This window comes from Pirellulales bacterium (assembly GCA_019636335.1).
GTDB lineage: Bacteria > Planctomycetota > Planctomycetia > Pirellulales > JAEUIK01 > JAHBXR01.
In genome coordinates this window covers 143,672-157,629 of the sequence record JAHBXR010000003.1, presented here as the reverse complement: position 1 = coordinate 157,629, position 13,958 = coordinate 143,672, and the positions used below count along the sequence as shown (strand labels likewise).

At 63.7% G+C, this 13,958-nt stretch carries 13 protein-coding genes and 1 tRNA gene; 7 read left to right on the top strand and 7 right to left on the bottom strand.

The genetic code is table 11. The features are described 5' to 3' along the window. Positions 1 to 133 precede the first annotated feature (133 nt). Positions 134 to 916: a ThuA domain-containing protein gene (locus KF708_04695; protein ID MBX3411994.1), complete on the top strand. Its 783-nt coding sequence runs from the start codon at positions 134 to 136 to the stop codon at positions 914 to 916. Positions 917 to 944: 28 nt separating this feature from the next. Continuing rightward, positions 945 to 1,997: a hypothetical protein gene (locus KF708_04690; protein MBX3411993.1), complete on the top strand. Its 1,053-nt coding sequence runs from the start codon at positions 945 to 947 to the stop codon at positions 1,995 to 1,997. Positions 1,998 to 2,174: 177 nt separating this feature from the next. Here the strand turns inward: KF708_04690 and KF708_04685 are convergent, their stop codons facing one another. The 3 genes from KF708_04685 to KF708_04675 all read right to left on the bottom strand — a co-directional run bounded on the left by KF708_04685 (position 2,175) and on the right by KF708_04675 (position 5,607). Next, positions 2,175 to 2,756: a glutathione peroxidase gene (locus KF708_04685; GenBank protein MBX3411992.1), complete on the bottom strand. Its 582-nt coding sequence runs from the start codon at positions 2,754 to 2,756 to the stop codon at positions 2,175 to 2,177. A 151-nt stretch (positions 2,757 to 2,907) separates the two neighbouring features. Beyond that, a complete protein-coding gene (locus KF708_04680) occupies positions 2,908 to 4,800 on the bottom strand; it encodes a tetratricopeptide repeat protein (GenBank protein MBX3411991.1) in 1,893 nt (630 codons plus the stop codon). A 96-nt stretch (positions 4,801 to 4,896) separates the two neighbouring features. Continuing rightward, positions 4,897 to 5,607 (bottom strand): hypothetical protein, encoded by a 711-nt coding sequence (locus KF708_04675; protein ID MBX3411990.1) that lies wholly within the window; start codon positions 5,605 to 5,607, stop codon positions 4,897 to 4,899. Positions 5,608 to 5,814: 207 nt separating this feature from the next. Between KF708_04675 and KF708_04670 the strand changes: the two genes are divergently transcribed. The 3 genes from KF708_04670 (at position 5,815) to KF708_04660 (ending at position 8,397) form a co-directional block, all read left to right on the top strand. Next, positions 5,815 to 6,408 carry a YHS domain-containing protein gene (locus tag KF708_04670; GenBank protein MBX3411989.1) on the top strand — a complete coding sequence of 198 codons (594 nt, stop codon included), beginning with the start codon at positions 5,815 to 5,817 and terminating at the stop codon, positions 6,406 to 6,408. 118 nt (positions 6,409 to 6,526) lie between these two features. Continuing rightward, on the top strand, positions 6,527 to 7,549 hold the full coding sequence (locus KF708_04665) for a Gfo/Idh/MocA family oxidoreductase (protein MBX3411988.1): 1,023 nt from the start codon (positions 6,527 to 6,529) through the stop codon (positions 7,547 to 7,549). Between the two features lie 56 nt (positions 7,550 to 7,605). Continuing rightward, positions 7,606 to 8,397, top strand: a complete 792-nt coding sequence (locus tag KF708_04660; GenBank protein ID MBX3411987.1) for an SDR family oxidoreductase — start codon at positions 7,606 to 7,608, stop codon at positions 8,395 to 8,397. Positions 8,398 to 8,457: 60 nt separating this feature from the next. On the opposite strand, the gene KF708_04655 is transcribed toward KF708_04660, so the two are convergent. Continuing rightward, positions 8,458 to 8,664, bottom strand: coding sequence for a type II toxin-antitoxin system HicB family antitoxin (locus KF708_04655; GenBank protein ID MBX3411986.1), 207 nt, complete (start codon positions 8,662 to 8,664; stop codon positions 8,458 to 8,460). Positions 8,665 to 8,693: 29 nt separating this feature from the next. Continuing rightward, on the bottom strand, positions 8,694 to 9,746 hold the full coding sequence (locus tag KF708_04650; protein MBX3411985.1) for a cupin domain-containing protein: 1,053 nt from the start codon (positions 9,744 to 9,746) through the stop codon (positions 8,694 to 8,696). Positions 9,747 to 9,973: 227 nt separating this feature from the next. On the opposite strand from KF708_04650, the gene KF708_04645 reads away from it, so the two are divergent. Further along, positions 9,974 to 10,047: transfer RNA gene (locus KF708_04645), tRNA-Val, on the top strand. Between the two features lie 284 nt (positions 10,048 to 10,331). Further along, entirely contained in the window at positions 10,332 to 12,245 is a 1,914-nt protein-coding gene (locus KF708_04640) for an ABC-F family ATP-binding cassette domain-containing protein (GenBank protein MBX3411984.1), read from the top strand. A 108-nt stretch (positions 12,246 to 12,353) separates the two neighbouring features. On the opposite strand, the gene moaA is transcribed toward KF708_04640, so the two are convergent. Together moaA and KF708_04630 are read right to left on the bottom strand one after the other, a co-directional pair. Further along, a complete protein-coding gene (moaA, locus tag KF708_04635) occupies positions 12,354 to 13,355 on the bottom strand; it encodes a GTP 3',8-cyclase MoaA (protein MBX3411983.1) in 1,002 nt (333 codons plus the stop codon). Then, entirely contained in the window at positions 13,352 to 13,819 is a 468-nt protein-coding gene (locus KF708_04630) for a molybdenum cofactor biosynthesis protein MoaE (protein MBX3411982.1), read from the bottom strand. Before KF708_04630 ends, moaA begins: the two co-directional genes overlap by 4 nt. Positions 13,820 to 13,958 lie beyond the last annotated feature (139 nt).

Below are 13,958 nucleotides of genomic sequence, written 5' to 3'. Positions count from 1 at the left end.
TGCTGTCCCTCGCCCCCCCTGGACGCTGTCCGAGAGTTGATCGCCGATGAGATCCTGCTCGCTGATGCCCGTATTCCGCCCGGTTGTTGTTCTGTTTTTCCTCGCATGTGCTCTGAACAGCCTTTCCGGGGCGATGGCGGACGAAAAGCCACGTCGCCTCTTGTTGATCGGACAGGGGCCCGACGGGCATCCGCCAACGACCCATGAGTTCATGGCCGGGCTGAAGGTGATCGAAGCCTCTCTGGCCGGGGTACCGGGGCTCGAGATCACCACCAGCTTCGCCGAAGAACCCTGGCTCGAAGGCCCCGACCTGCTCTCGAAGGCGGACGGCGCCCTCTTGTACCTGTCGCAAGGGGCCCAGTGGATGCAGACCGGTCCGCGCCGCTACGACGCCCTGTCGAAGCTGGCGGCGCGTGGCGGCGGCCTCGTCGCGCTGCATTGGGCCGTGGGGGGCAAAGAGGCGCAATACCTGCCCGGCTATTTGCGCCTGTTGGGGGCCGCGCACGGCGGCCCCGACCGCAAGTATCAGAAATTGGAAACCGACATCGAGGTGGCAGACTCGTCGCATCCCGTCACGCAAGGCATCGAAAACTTCCGCCTCTATGACGAATTCTATTACCAGCTCAAGCTGCAGCCGCCGGCGGAAGCGATCGTGCCGCTGCTCCGCGCCCGGATCGATGGCGAGCCGCAGATGGTCGCCTGGTGCTGGGATCGCCCCGACGGTGGTCGATCGCTCGGCTTCGGTGGCCTGCACTTTCACAAGAACTGGCAACGGGAAGAGTACCGGCGTCTCGTCGCACAGGGCATCCTTTGGACGTTGAAGATGCCCCTCCCCGAGGCGGGATTGATGCTCGATCTCGACGAATCGATTTACGCCTTGCCCGAGGCAAAGCAGGACGACGCCAGACAGGATTAACCTTGCCGCGTTGTCCCGTGAGGACGCGATGACCACCAGCGGACGCCTGCGGACGATTGGCTTCGTCGTCTTGTTTGGTGGCGCGTTCGCCCTGACAAGGGTCGGGCAAACGCGGGCCGAAGAGTCCACGCCCGAGGCGACGACCGCGTCGATCGCGCCCCCCAAGTTCGTGGCCTCGTTCGGCGAACACGGCACGGAAGACGGCCAGTTCCTCTCTCCGATTGGACTCGCCTTCGATCGAGACGACTTTCTCTACGTCACCGATGCGCAGCAGAATCGCGTGCAGCGTTTTACGAGCGAAGGAAAATTTCTCGACAAGATCGACGTGGGCTTCTTTCCCAGCGGCATCGCCCTCGACGGCGAGGGATTGATTTACGTCGCCGTGATGATGGATCACAAGATCCGCGTCTATCGTCGCGTGCCTGCTATGTCGGAAAAGAGCGACGTGCCCAGTGCCTATGAGTTGGTGCGCGAGTGGGGTGGCAAGGGGACCGCGGCCGGGGAGTTCGATCAACCCGGGGGGCTGGCCTTCGACCGCGCAGGAGCGCTTGTCGTGTGCGATCAGGTGAATCACCGCGTGCAGCGATTTTCGCCTGAGGGGAAGTTCCTCAACCAGTGGGGCGAGTATGGCGACAAGCCAGGACAATTCGGCGCGCCGCAGAACCCCGTCAATCGCGTCGGTGGCCCTTGCCTGACGGCCGTGGACCCCGACGGGAACATCTACACCACCGAACCGACGCTCGGCCGCATCCAGAAATTCCAGCCCGACGGCACCTTTCTGGCCGCCTGGGGGAGCAACGAGGTCCGCGACGGCGCCTTCGGCGGAAACAAGACCCTCGTCGGACCGATCGCCCTACTCTTCGACCGGGCCGGACGACTCTGGGTCAGCGCCACGAATCATCGCGTGCAGTTATTCACCACCGAAGGGCAATACCTGACCGGCCTGGGCGTGACGGGCGAAGCGAGCGCCGAGCCGGGCCGATTCGACGTGCCCCACACGATGGCTTTCAATCGCGCGGGCCTCCTCTATGTCGCCGATACCTTGAACCAGCGCGTGCAGAGGTTCGCCCCGCGGCCGTGACACCGGGAAAGGTGCGGCTACGACGTGGCAGCGAACGAATGATCGCGCGTCCGCGTTGCCAGTCTGCCGCGGAAACCAAAGGGAGGATGCTCGGTTCGAGCATCCTCCCCATGTTGAACTCGCGATCGACTCGAAGCGGTACTTCAAACCGGTCCGGCCGTAGGAGCGATCGACTGCCTACTCTTTCTCTTTGGCAAGCTCGGCTTCGATCGCCGCGACGACTTCATCCGCATCGGGCGAAACGGGGGGGGCGAAGCGAGCGATCACTTTGCCATCGCGATCGAGCAGAAACTTCTCGAAATTCCACTTGATCGGCCCGGCAAACTTCGGATTCGTCTCTTCCGAGGTCAGGAACTCGTACAGCGGGCACTGCCCCTCTCCCTTGACCACGACCTTCGAGAACATATCGAACTTCACGCCGTAGTTCTTGGCGCAGAACTCGGCGATCTCGGTGTCGCTGCCCGGCTCCTGCTTGCCGAACTCGTTGGCCGGAAAGCCGAGAATCGCCAGTCCCTTGTCGACGTACTTCTCGTGCAGGGCCTCGAGCTTCTCGTACTGCGGCGTCAGGCCGCACTTGCTGGCGGTGTTCACGATCAGCACGACCTTGCCCTGATACTTCGACAGGTCGACCTCTTTGCCACTCAGACTCTTCATCTTGAAATCGAGCGCGGACGCCACCTTTTCCTCCTTCTCTGCGGCTAAAGCCGGCAGGACGAGCGTCGCACACACCAACAGCGACAGCGCGAGCAGCTTCTTCATGGCGGAACTCCTCTCCAAGGCGTGGGATGTCATACGCCAGCAGCGAAACGAGCGGCCTCGTTCGCCACGGCGCCGGCAGGCAGTTGCGGTACGTGACTACGAACGTACCGGCGGCGCCGGGCGATGTCAAAGAAGTGAAGGCCGCCAGAGTTCAAGTCCCGGGAGAAGCCGTCTCCTGGCGGTAGGGCCGCTGCGCTCGATAGAGGTCCAGCCGGCGCCGCAGCGGCCCATCTTCATCGTTTCGCCGGGCAGCCACCGCTCGTTCTGCCCAGGCGATGGCGGCCGCAAAGTCGCCCCCCTCGGCATGGGCGGCGGCCAAGGTATCGAGCGCCTGGGGATCCTGCTGGCGATCGGCCTCGACGACGATCGTGGCCCAACGTACGGCCGCTTGTCCATCGCGCACCGATGCCTCTGGACAAGTTGCCAGCAGCCAGGCAAATTCGCGCGCCGTCTCGGCATGGATGGGTTGCTGGCGCAGCGCCGCGCGATACCGCGTGGCCGCCGCGCTCCACTCACCGCGAGCCGCATGCACGCGAGCAATGCCGGCCAGCCCCTCGGGATATTCCCAATGCTCGGCGAGTACCGCTTCAAATTCGCGCTGCGCCTCATCGATACGGCCTTCGCCCAGCAGCGCATCGCCGAGCGTCAGTCGCGCGGGAATCGAGCCGGGGGCCGCCTCGAGTGCGGCGCGAGCGTGCGCTTCGGCCGAGGCGTACTTGTCGCGGCGCATTTCGAGTCGTGCCGCCTGCAGGTGCAAACCGGCAAAGTCGAACTCCGGATCGGTCGCCTTCCACTGCGCGAAGAAGGTGAAATCATCGCGGAAGTACGCCGCACGACCGTAACTGATTCCCGCCGCGAGCAAAATCAACACCGTCGCCGTGGAGAACGACACCACGCGCACGGCGCGGTGCTGCCAGCCCTGCGCCAGCACCGTGCCGATCAAAGCGACTACGCCGACCAGCGAAAGCAACTCGTAGCGCTCATCGAAGCAGGCCTCTTGATTGAGGATGTTTGCAGTCGGCAAATTGACGAGCACGATCCACGCCAGCCAGAAGAGCACACTCGATCGCATGCGTGGCCAGACGCGTGCCAGGGCCACCGCCAGGGCAGCCACGATCAACCAGCTCGCCCCCTGGCGCCACCACGAAAACCAGACCAGCGGCGTCGGTTCGTAGGTCAGTGGCACGAACGGCAGAAACGTCGTCTGCGTGGCATACATTACCGTGAGCAAGGGGAGAATCGGTTGCTCGGTGACGGCCAGCTTGTGCTCCTCGCCGGCGCCAAACAAAACCTGCCGCGTGCCCAGGTAGAACAGCACCATGACGACCAGCGGCGTATAGCGGCGGAACCACCACAAGGGCTCGTTGCCGGTATCGCGGGGAGACAGCCGCAGCACGTCGGCGATCAGCAGAATCACCGGCAAAACGATGGCCTGCTCTTTCGAGAGCAGCGCCGCGGCAAAAGTCAGCAGCGCCACGCCACGCCAAACGGCGCCGGCACGCAACCAGGCGCTGGTGCATAACAGAATGAAGAGCGCCGGCAACGACGTCTCGCGTCCCGAACAGATCGGGTACACGCACGAGGAGGCAATCGGGTGTACGCCGACGAGCAACGCCCCGACCCAGGCCAGCGCGAGGGGCAAGTGAAACACGCGGGTCCGCAATAGTAGAAACGCCGCCGCGGCAACCAATCCCATCACCCCGGCGTTGAAGGCGTGGTACGGCGCCGGGTTGTCGCCGTGCAGCATCTTCTGCGCGACCATCGTCAATCGTGCGACGGGTCGGTAATACGGCAAGTCGGGCCAGTGCCGTTCGGTAAAGACCTGCAGCAATTCGCCTGCCGATTCAGGGCGCCGCTGTTGCAGAATCAGCAAGTGATCGTCGAAGACGAAGCCGTTCGCCATCGAGGGCAGATAGAGGGCCGCGACCAGCAAGAACAGCCCGGCGGTGGCCAGCCATGCCCGGCGATTGCCCGGTTCCGTCGGCGTACCGGCAGCACAGTCGGGCTGAGGTTGCGCGGCGAGGAGCTCTGGCGTGCTGGACATATTATCTCGATTTTAGCCCGCCCCGGGCGCGACTGCGACCTTGCCCGTCCAACCCCGTTTCTGACGCAAACTATTGTCAACACAAGGACTTGCACCCTAGAGCCATGATCGGTGGCAGGCCAGCCTGCTGCCCAGGACCGAGCCGAAGGACGAGCGGTATCCGCTGCCGGGCTCAAGTCCGTCGCCGTGCGTGGACGATAATGCTGCCGCCAGGTCCGCATCGGGCGGTCCGACCATCGGTCGCGAATCCCGCAAAGTGGGCACAAGAAAACTTGACTTGGCAGCCGCGGGTTTGAAGAATGCGTGCGCGGATGGAACGGTCGCAAACGCCCCGGTTCCAGTTTCCCATGCAGTCGTGAGAGCGGGATGGGTATGCCATCGAAACGCATGAATCTCTGGCGAGTTGTGGCCACGGCGATCGTCGTGTGTGGCGTCTCGTTGGGGGGCGTACCCGGCCTGCAAACCATGAGTTGTCAGGCCGCCAGCGATGGTAAAACGTGCCACTGCTCCAACGGCTGCGGCTGCTGTCAGAAATCGCCCGGTCGCACCGCGAAGAAAAGCTGCTGCCATCGCGGCGACGCGAGCGATGTTGATTCCCCTGCGCTCAAACGCTGCTGCTGCAATCACCAGGGTGAGCAGCCCGGCTTGCCTACCGAGGGCAACACTTCGCAGCGTATCGAGCAGTTGACCATCACGGTCCTCTCGTCGCACGGCCCCACGGCCGTTGCTGCGACACCCTCGTTCTTGGGCAGCTTTCTTATTCACGGTGTTGATCTCCATCAACGTTCGGCGGGGATCGATCTGCATCGCAAACTTTGCATCTGGCAAGTTTGACCATTCTCGGCGGTGATGCTGCGCGCCTACATCGCGTCGGCATCGTCTCCGCTCTTTGAGAAAACGGCCGCGACGCGTGTTGCGCGGCTGCACGTGAACGCCGATCATGCCTCGGTGTGCGCCAGTTCGGAAATCACGAATTTGAATCGTCCGGTTATTCAACCCGAAAGGAAAATCGCCATGAAAGTTCGCCTGTTGAGCGTGGCCCTTTTTGCGGCCCTTATTGCCGTCGCTCAGCTCTCCGCTATCGGCGACGACAAGGAAGAGTTCTCGGCCAAGTGCGTCGTCTCGGGCGCCCCAGCCAAGGAAGCCAACTCGGTCGCTTACAAGGGCAAGAAGGTCTACTTCTGCTGCCAGAACTGCCCGAAGGCGTTCGAGGCCGATCCCGAGAAGTTCGCCAACAAGGCGGCGGCACAACTGCTCGCCACGAAGCAGATCGTGCAGGTCGCCTGCCCCCTAGCGGGCAAGCCGGTCAATCCCGAGCAGACGGTGGAAGTGGCCGGCTCGACGGTCGCCTTCTGCTGCGGCGGCTGCAAGGGCAAGGCGGCGAAGGCCTCGGGCGATGATCTGCTGGCGCTCGTCTTCGGCGACCTGGCCAAGGGCTTCACGCTGCAGACCAAGTGCCCCATCAGCAACAAGCCGATCGACGCGGCCGTTTCGGTCGAGCACGATGGCCAGAAGGTCTTCTTCTGCTGCGACGGCTGCCCGGACGCCTTCGAGAAGGATCCGGCCAAGTTCACGGCCAAGTTGCCGCAGTTCCAGGAAGCCAAGTAAGCAATCTCGTCACATTCGTAGCATGGTGTGACAAGACTGGGAGGGGGCGCCGCGCGAGGGTGGCGCCTCCTCCTCTTTTTTGTGGCTCCAGCAGATATGCGCAGGGCACGAGGGATCGATGGCGGAGAAAGCTTCCGTGCTCATCGTCGGGGGTGGATCGATCGGCGAGCGACATGCCCGTTGCTTTCTCGCGACCGGTCGATCCACAGTCAGCGTGTGCGATATTAGCGAGACGATCCGCTCGCGTCTGGCCAAGCAATATCCCCTGACCGCTACGTACGATTCTCTCGCAGCAGCGCTTGCCGCGCAGCCCACGGTGGTCGTGGTGGCGACCCCTGCCCACCTGCACGTGTCGCACGCGCGGGGAGCGTTGGCCGCCGGCTCTCACGTGTTGATCGAAAAACCTCTCTCGATTTCAGAACAGGGACTCGACGAGTTAGCGACCGAAGCGGCGAGTGCTAAGCGTTGCGTGGGGGTCGCCTACGTGCTCCGGCACCATCCGGGAATGCAATGGTTGCGACAGCAGCTCGTACAGCGCCAGCTCGGTCCCCCCTTGCAGTTGGTATACGTGGCAGGGCAAGACTTCCCACACTTTCGCCCTGCCTATCGCGAGATCTACTACCGCGACCGTGCGACGGGGGGGGGTGCGATCCAGGATGCCCTGACTCATTCGCTGAATGCCGCCGAGTGGCTCGTCGGGCCGACACGCCGCGTGGCCGCCGACGCGGCGCACCTGCATCTCGAGGGGGTCGCGGTGGAGGACACGGTGCATGTCCTCTCGCGCATGGCTTCGGAGAGGGGCGACGAGGTCCTGGCCAGCTTCTCACTCAATCAGCATCAAGCGCCAAACGAATCCACGCTCAGCGTCGTCTGTCGCGACGGACTGCTCCGTTGGGAAATGCACGCCAGCCGCTGCTTTTCGATGCGCCGCGGTGACGCGGCCTGGACGGTCCATGATCTCCCCTTGCAGGAACGAGACACGGGCTTCATCTCCCAGGCGCATTCGTTCCTCGACGCGGTCGAGGGCAAGTCGCCGGTGATGACTTCGCTGGCCGAGGCGCGCACGACGCTGCGCACGGCACTGGCCATTCTCGACGCGGCCGATCATCGCCGCTGGGTGAATGTCGAGCCTGTGGCGTAGAATCGTCTCCAGTAATCGGTCTACCGGGACGAACCTCTCCCTGCCGGAGTCGTAGGATGTCGGACGTGCTTTCCAAGTTCTCGCTCGCGGGGCGCGTGGCGCTCGTCACCGCCGGCGCGGGCCCCCTCTTTGGCTCGAGCATCAGCGAGGCCTTGGCCTCGGCCGGCGCCACGCTGATCACGGCGTCGCGCAGCCTGGAGCGAAACCAGCAGTTCGCCGACCGCCTGCGCCGCGCCGGACACGACGCCCACGGCTTCGCGTTCGATCTCTCCGACGTGACGTCGATCGCCCGCCTGCGCGACGACATCCTCGCCAGGTTCGGCCGGCTCGACGTGCTCGTCAATTGCGCCTTGGGTCGCGACGGCTACGCCGGCGGCTTCGACGAACAGTCGACCGATGACTGGCTCGCCGCGGCACAGGCCGACATGGTCGGTCTGTTCGGCGTGGTGAAGGCCTTTCTGCCGGCGATGGTCGACACGGGTCGCGGCTCGATCATCAACGTGGCCAGTATTTATGGCATCGTCTCGAACGACCCGGGCATCTACGCGGGCACCGAGATGCGGCAGCCGCCGAATTACACCTTCGTCAAAGGGGGGATGCTCAATTTCACGCGCTACCTGGCGGCGTACTACGGATGCCGAGGGGTCCGAGCCAACGCCCTCAGCCCGGGCGGATACTTCAACGATCAGCCGGCCCCGTTCGTCGAGGCCTACAATCGCCGCGTGCCGCTGGGGCGCATGATGAACCACGACGATATCGCGGGCGCCGCGGTATTCCTGGCCTCTGACGCCTCGGCCTATGTGAATGGCCACAACCTGGTCGTCGACGGCGGCTGGACGGCGATATGACGCTGTTGCAACACCTGCGTCGGATCATCGGCCAGACCGCGACGCGTCACCTGGACGCTGTTACGAACCGACCGGCAACTCGACATAGTCGACGACACTCGATGGCTGGGGTACGGGCAGCCCATCTGCTTCGAGTCCCTGCAGGTGCAGGACGATCGCTTCTCGAAGAAGCTGCTCGGTTTCGTGGAGCGTAGTCCCACTGGCCACACATCCCAGCAGAACTGGCACATAGGCCGAGAAATTCGAAACCGTTCTCTCGATGACGATGGCATACGCGTCATGACGGTGTCACCTTTTCAGCGAATGGCTCCGCCGTCGAGGCTCAAGCGATCGACAACCTCTTGCGGCACGCCGAAATTCGCCGCCACGAGGTCCGATGGATTCGAGGCCAGCCAATCGGCAAGCTCGATCGATTCGTAGCGGCCGCTATTGAAGGCGATCACCAGTTGCAAATCTTCCTGGCTGCTGTTCTCGATGTAGTGGCCAAATCCCTGCGGGATATAGGCGATATCTCCCACGCCTAGCTCCTCGGTGCGCGCATGACCGTGCGAGGCAAAGACCGTCACGCGGGCACTGCCGGCCACGACATATTGCCATTCGGCCGCGTGGGGATGCCAGTGCAGCGCACGGATCGCGCCTGGTTTGATCGTCATCGTTGCGCCGGTCATCGTTGTCGAGATGGGGAACTCGGCCGACGATACGATGCGCATCTCGCCCCCGGCAAAGCGACGCGGCGCTTGTGCTTCGAGCGAGAACTTGTGCGTCAGAGGACCGCTCCGTAGCGAGCCGCGCGGCGGATCAATTGGCAGTGGTCCCGGTGGAGTGCCCGGCACGATATAGACTTCCTCGCGGGGGAACCTGGCGAAGGTCGCCTCTGGCACGCCAAAATTCTTCGCCAGCACCTCGGCCGGCGTATGCCCCACCCAATCGGTCAGGCTGAACGTGCCGAACTCCGAAAAATGCCCATCGTCGAAGATCAGCAGAAAGTGGCAGCCGTCGGACAGGGCCTGGATCGAGTGGGGATACCCGCGTGGAAAGTACCACACATCTCCCGGCCCGAAATCGGCCACTTCGCCCGTGCCGTCGCCCGAGTAGACCGTGACCCGGCAATGACCGGAGAGCATATAGGCCCATTCGGCGGCAATCGCGTGCCAGTGCAGCTCGCGAATGCTGCCGGGCTCCAGGCGCATCGAAACCGCGGCGATCCCCTCGGAGATGGGAAACTCGTCGACGTTGGCCTCTTTGGCCGAGCCCGCCGCGCTGACGCGACCTTCCTGATCCTCCATCGCGTAGCGGAACGAGGGGATCGATTCTTCGTGCGGTTTCTGGGACGATGCGGCCTGCGACATCGAGCGATCCTTACGCAGTGAGAGAGAACTTCGAAGCAAAAACAAGGCCTAACGCCTGCAACGACGTCCGCCCGTTTCCGCCTACCCGTGCGACCGGACGTGCGTGCCGAGCATACCCGCCGCCTGTCTGGGCGACAACAAGACCGGCGAGTCGCCAGTCGCCGACGCAGGCCTGCGTTGACAGGGGCGCCTGCAGCGAACTACGATTTCGAGAGACCGAGACCATCGGGCGATTAGCTCAGTCGGCTAGAGCGCCACGTTTACACCGTGGATGTCGGGGGTTCGAGTCCCTCATCGCCCACTGGTGTTGCTTCCATGAGTTGTCGACGAAGCCTTAGCCATGGCCCCATCTGGCAAGCAATCGGCGCGACGGCCTGCGACCAAGTTCGCCCATCTGCGCAAGAAGCAGGAAAACCGCAAGCTGAGGGCTACTCCCCTCAAACGCGGGAAATAGTACACTGACGCCCTGAGGCGGAGGCGAGCGGTTCGCGTGCCGCATGGCCCAGGCACTCCGCGACTGCTCCTCCCTCCGCACCGCCGCGCGACACCTCCCGACCGCCGATGATCCTGCTACGCGTTGAATCGGTGACTAAGCATTTCGGGCCGGAGCCGGTGCTGGCAGGCGTGTCGTGCGAGATCCGCCCCGGCGACCGGGTTGGGCTCGTCGGCCCCAACGGCGCCGGCAAGTCGACTCTGCTGCGCATCGTCACCGGCCAGGAACAGGCCGACAGCGGCGACGTCGAACTGCATCCCTCGGCCAGCTTGGCCTATCTCGAACAACATCCCGAGTTTCTGCCGGGGCAAACGCTGTGGGATGTGGCCCGCGACGCACTCTCGGTGTGGATCGCCATGGCACACGAGGCCGAAGAGGTGGCCCACCGACTGGCCGCCGCCACCGACGACGCAGAACATCGCCGGCTGGCGCAGCAGTTCGACCGCCTGCAGCACGAGCTGCACCGGCACGATGCCTACAATCTCGATCATCGCATCGAGCGCGTGCTCGACGGCCTGGGCTTCTCATCAGACAGCTACCAGCAGCCTGTCGATCAACTCAGCGGCGGCCAGCAGAATCGATTACTGCTGGCGCGATTGCTGCTATCGGGGGCCGATTTGTTGTTGCTCGACGAACCTTCGAACCATTTGGACGTCGAGGCGACCCAATGGCTCGAAGGCTATCTGGCCGAATGCGAGCAGGCGATTCTGCTGGTCAGCCACGATCGCTACTTCCTCGATCGCGTGACGAATCGCACGTTCGAGCTCTACGACGGCACCGTCGACTGCTACACGGGAAACTTCTCGGCCTATTGGCGGCAAAAGGCAGAGCGCGTCGAAGTCGAACGCCGCACTTACGAACGCCAACAGGAGTTTATCGGCAAGACCGAGGATTTCATTCGGCGGAACCTGTCCGGACAGAAGCACACCCAGGCTGAAGATCGCAAGAAAAAGCTCGAACGCGTCGAACTCGTCGCGCCCCCCCGCATGATCGTGGCGCCACCGATGGGTTTTCCTCCCGCCTCGCGCACGGGGGACGTCGTCGTCCGCGTCGAGCATCTGTCGAAGGCCTACGATCGCCCGTTGTTCGACGATCTCTCGTTCGACATCCTCCGCGGCGAGCGCTGGGGCATCTTGGGGCCCAACGGCTCGGGCAAGACCACCCTGCTGCGCTGCCTGGTGGGTGAAGTCAAACCAGAAGATGGACGCGTGATCTTGGGGACCGGCGTGAAGCTCGGATACTTCGACCAGCGGCTGATCGGGCTCGACCCCGAGATGGAAGTGGTCGATGCGATCCGCCCGCACGGCAAGGAATTCGTGCTGCAACAACGGCGCGACCTGCTGGCGAGATTCGGGCTGACCGGCGACCAGGCACTGCAGAAGGTAGGCAGCCTGTCGGGTGGCGAACGGAACCGCGCCTCGCTGGCGCGACTGGCGGCGGCCGATGCCAACCTGCTCGTGCTCGACGAGCCGACGAACCATTTGGATCTCTGGGCGCGCGACGCGCTGGAACGATCGTTGAGCGCGTTCGAAGGCAGCGTGCTGTTGGTGAGCCACGACCGATACTTTCTCAATCGGGTCGTCGACCATCTGCTGGTGGTCGAGCCGCACCGTTTCCGCGTGATCGAAGGCAACTACGATACGTATCTCGCGCTGGTCCGTTCGGCAGCGACGAGCGATGCTGCTGCCGGTGTCACAGGCAAGGGGCGCGACACCGACGCGCCGAGCAAGTCAAAGGACTCCGCCGACGGCAACAAGAGCGCCACGCGCGACAAGTCGAAGGGGACGAAGCCGAAGCGCAAGTTTCCCTACCGCAAGGTCGAGGATCTAGAAGCTGAAATCATGCAACACGAGACGGCGATCGAAGAGATCCACGCCTCGCTCGCCAAGCCGGAAGTGTTGCGCGACGGCGACAAGGTCCGCCAACTCAACCGCGAACTGGACGAGCACCAGGCAGTGCTGCCGAATCTTTACGCCCACTGGGAAGAAGCGACCGAGTTGAACTGACAGAAATGGTTCACAGCCGGGCCACTGTGCAGGTATACTCAGGGCTATGAATCACCCCTTGCCCACCGACGTCTCACAAGCCATTCAATCGCTGATGGCAACGGGAAACTACCCGCCAATTTGATACATCGCCCGTTCGGGGCGGACGAATTCGTCGCTGTTGATCCCGTGAGCGCGACGTTTCGCCGCCACACAATCGCGGATCAGCTCCGCCAGTTCTTCTTCCGTGGCGCCACTACGTAGGGCGGCCCGGGCGTCCCATTCCACGGTGGAAAACAGGCAGTTACGAATCTGCCCTTCCGCCGTCAGCCGCAGCCGATTGCAGTTCGAGCAGAAGGGCTGCGTCACCGGATTGATGAAACCGACGCGCCCGCTCCCGTCGGCGTAATCATAGTCGGTGGCCGGCTGGCTGGGGTCGTCCGACCGATGTGCTACGAGACGGCCGAACTCGGCCTCCAGCAAACGGCGGAGATCCTCGCCGGCAAACACCTGCTCGCTCTGCCAGGCATCGTCCGCATCGAGGGGCATGAACTCGATAAACCGTAGCTCGAGCTGCTGCTCGCGCGCAAACCGCGCAAGCGGCACAACATCGTCTTCGGTGAGATGGCGAATGGCGACGGCGTTCAACTTGATCTTCTCGAAACCGACGCGGCGCGCGGCGGCGATCCCCACCAGCACCCGATCGAGTCCTTCGCGACGGGCGATCTGCTCGAAACGAGCAGGATCGAGCGTATCGAGGCTGACATTCAAACGGCGCAAACCTGCTCCTTTGAGCGCCGCGGCCTGCTCTTCGAGCAGGATGCCATTGGTCGTTAGGGCGATATCCTCGATGCCAGGCACGTGAGCCAGCATGCGCACCAGTTCGGCCAGCGATTGCCGCACGAGGGGTTCGCCCCCGGTCAGTCGCAACTTGCGCACGCCCAATCGCGTCGCAACGCGCACAAAGCGCGTGATCTCCTCGAACGTGAGTAATTCGTGCCGGGGACGAAAGGTGACATTGCCCGCCGGCATACAGTAGAAGCAGCGGATATTGCAGCGGTCGGTCACGCTGATGCGCAGATCGCCATGCACGCGGCCAAAGCTATCGACGAGCGGACCGGCGACGTTCATGGTTCACCTCGCAGCGAGGTGGGGCGCTCGCCGCACGAGGCCACACTGCCGTCCGTGCCAGGGTGTACCCAGGCGGTCGAGCCGTCGTCCCAATTCTCTTGCTTCCAGATCGGCACGACTTCTTTCAGCGTATCGATCAACCAGCGCCCCGCTTCAAAAGCGTCGACACGGTGAGGCGTGCTCACGGCGACCGCCACGCTCGCCTCGGCAAGCTCGAGATGACCCAGCCGGTGGACGAGGGCGCATTCCACGATGGGCCAGCGGCGGCGGGCCTCGGCCTCGAGTTCGCCCAGCTTCCGCTCGGCCATCTCGGGATAAGCATCGTAGTCGAGCGCCACCGTGCGGCGGCCATGCGTCAGCTCGCGCACCGTCCCCAGGAACAGCACGACCGCCCCCGCCTCGGGCCGGGTGACCAGCGCCAGCAGCTTTGCCGAGTCGATCGGTTCGCGGGTAAGCTCAATCATCGCGCAGCGAGGAAATCGGACCAACGTGCCAGGAAATGAGGTAGCGGCCGTTGCGACGCCCGCGCCAAGTACTCCGGCGAGGGGTCTCACAAAAAACCGGCCATCGAGTGCGGCGCCGGGAACTTTTTGCCCCCAGCAT

Excerpts from the sequence above, each read along its gene's own strand:
- KF708_04665 (MBX3411988.1), top strand. The coding sequence starts at position 6,527 with ATGGCGGAGAAAGCTTCCGTGCTCATCGTCGGGGGTGGATCGATCGGC.
- KF708_04680 (MBX3411991.1), bottom strand. The coding sequence starts at position 4,800 with ATGTCCAGCACGCCAGAGCTCCTCGCCGCGCAACCTCAGCCCGACTGT.
- moaA (MBX3411983.1), bottom strand. The coding sequence starts at position 13,355 with ATGAACGTCGCCGGTCCGCTCGTCGATAGCTTTGGCCGCGTGCATGGC.
- KF708_04630 (MBX3411982.1), bottom strand. The coding sequence starts at position 13,819 with ATGATTGAGCTTACCCGCGAACCGATCGACTCGGCAAAGCTGCTGGCG.
- KF708_04695 (MBX3411994.1), top strand. The coding sequence starts at position 134 with ATGGCGGACGAAAAGCCACGTCGCCTCTTGTTGATCGGACAGGGGCCC.
- KF708_04690 (MBX3411993.1), top strand. The coding sequence starts at position 945 with ATGACCACCAGCGGACGCCTGCGGACGATTGGCTTCGTCGTCTTGTTT.
- KF708_04685 (MBX3411992.1), bottom strand. The coding sequence starts at position 2,756 with ATGAAGAAGCTGCTCGCGCTGTCGCTGTTGGTGTGTGCGACGCTCGTC.
- KF708_04650 (MBX3411985.1), bottom strand. The coding sequence starts at position 9,746 with ATGTCGCAGGCCGCATCGTCCCAGAAACCGCACGAAGAATCGATCCCC.
- KF708_04675 (MBX3411990.1), bottom strand. The coding sequence starts at position 5,607 with ATGCAGATCGATCCCCGCCGAACGTTGATGGAGATCAACACCGTGAAT.
- KF708_04670 (MBX3411989.1), top strand. The coding sequence starts at position 5,815 with ATGAAAGTTCGCCTGTTGAGCGTGGCCCTTTTTGCGGCCCTTATTGCC.
- KF708_04660 (MBX3411987.1), top strand. The coding sequence starts at position 7,606 with ATGTCGGACGTGCTTTCCAAGTTCTCGCTCGCGGGGCGCGTGGCGCTC.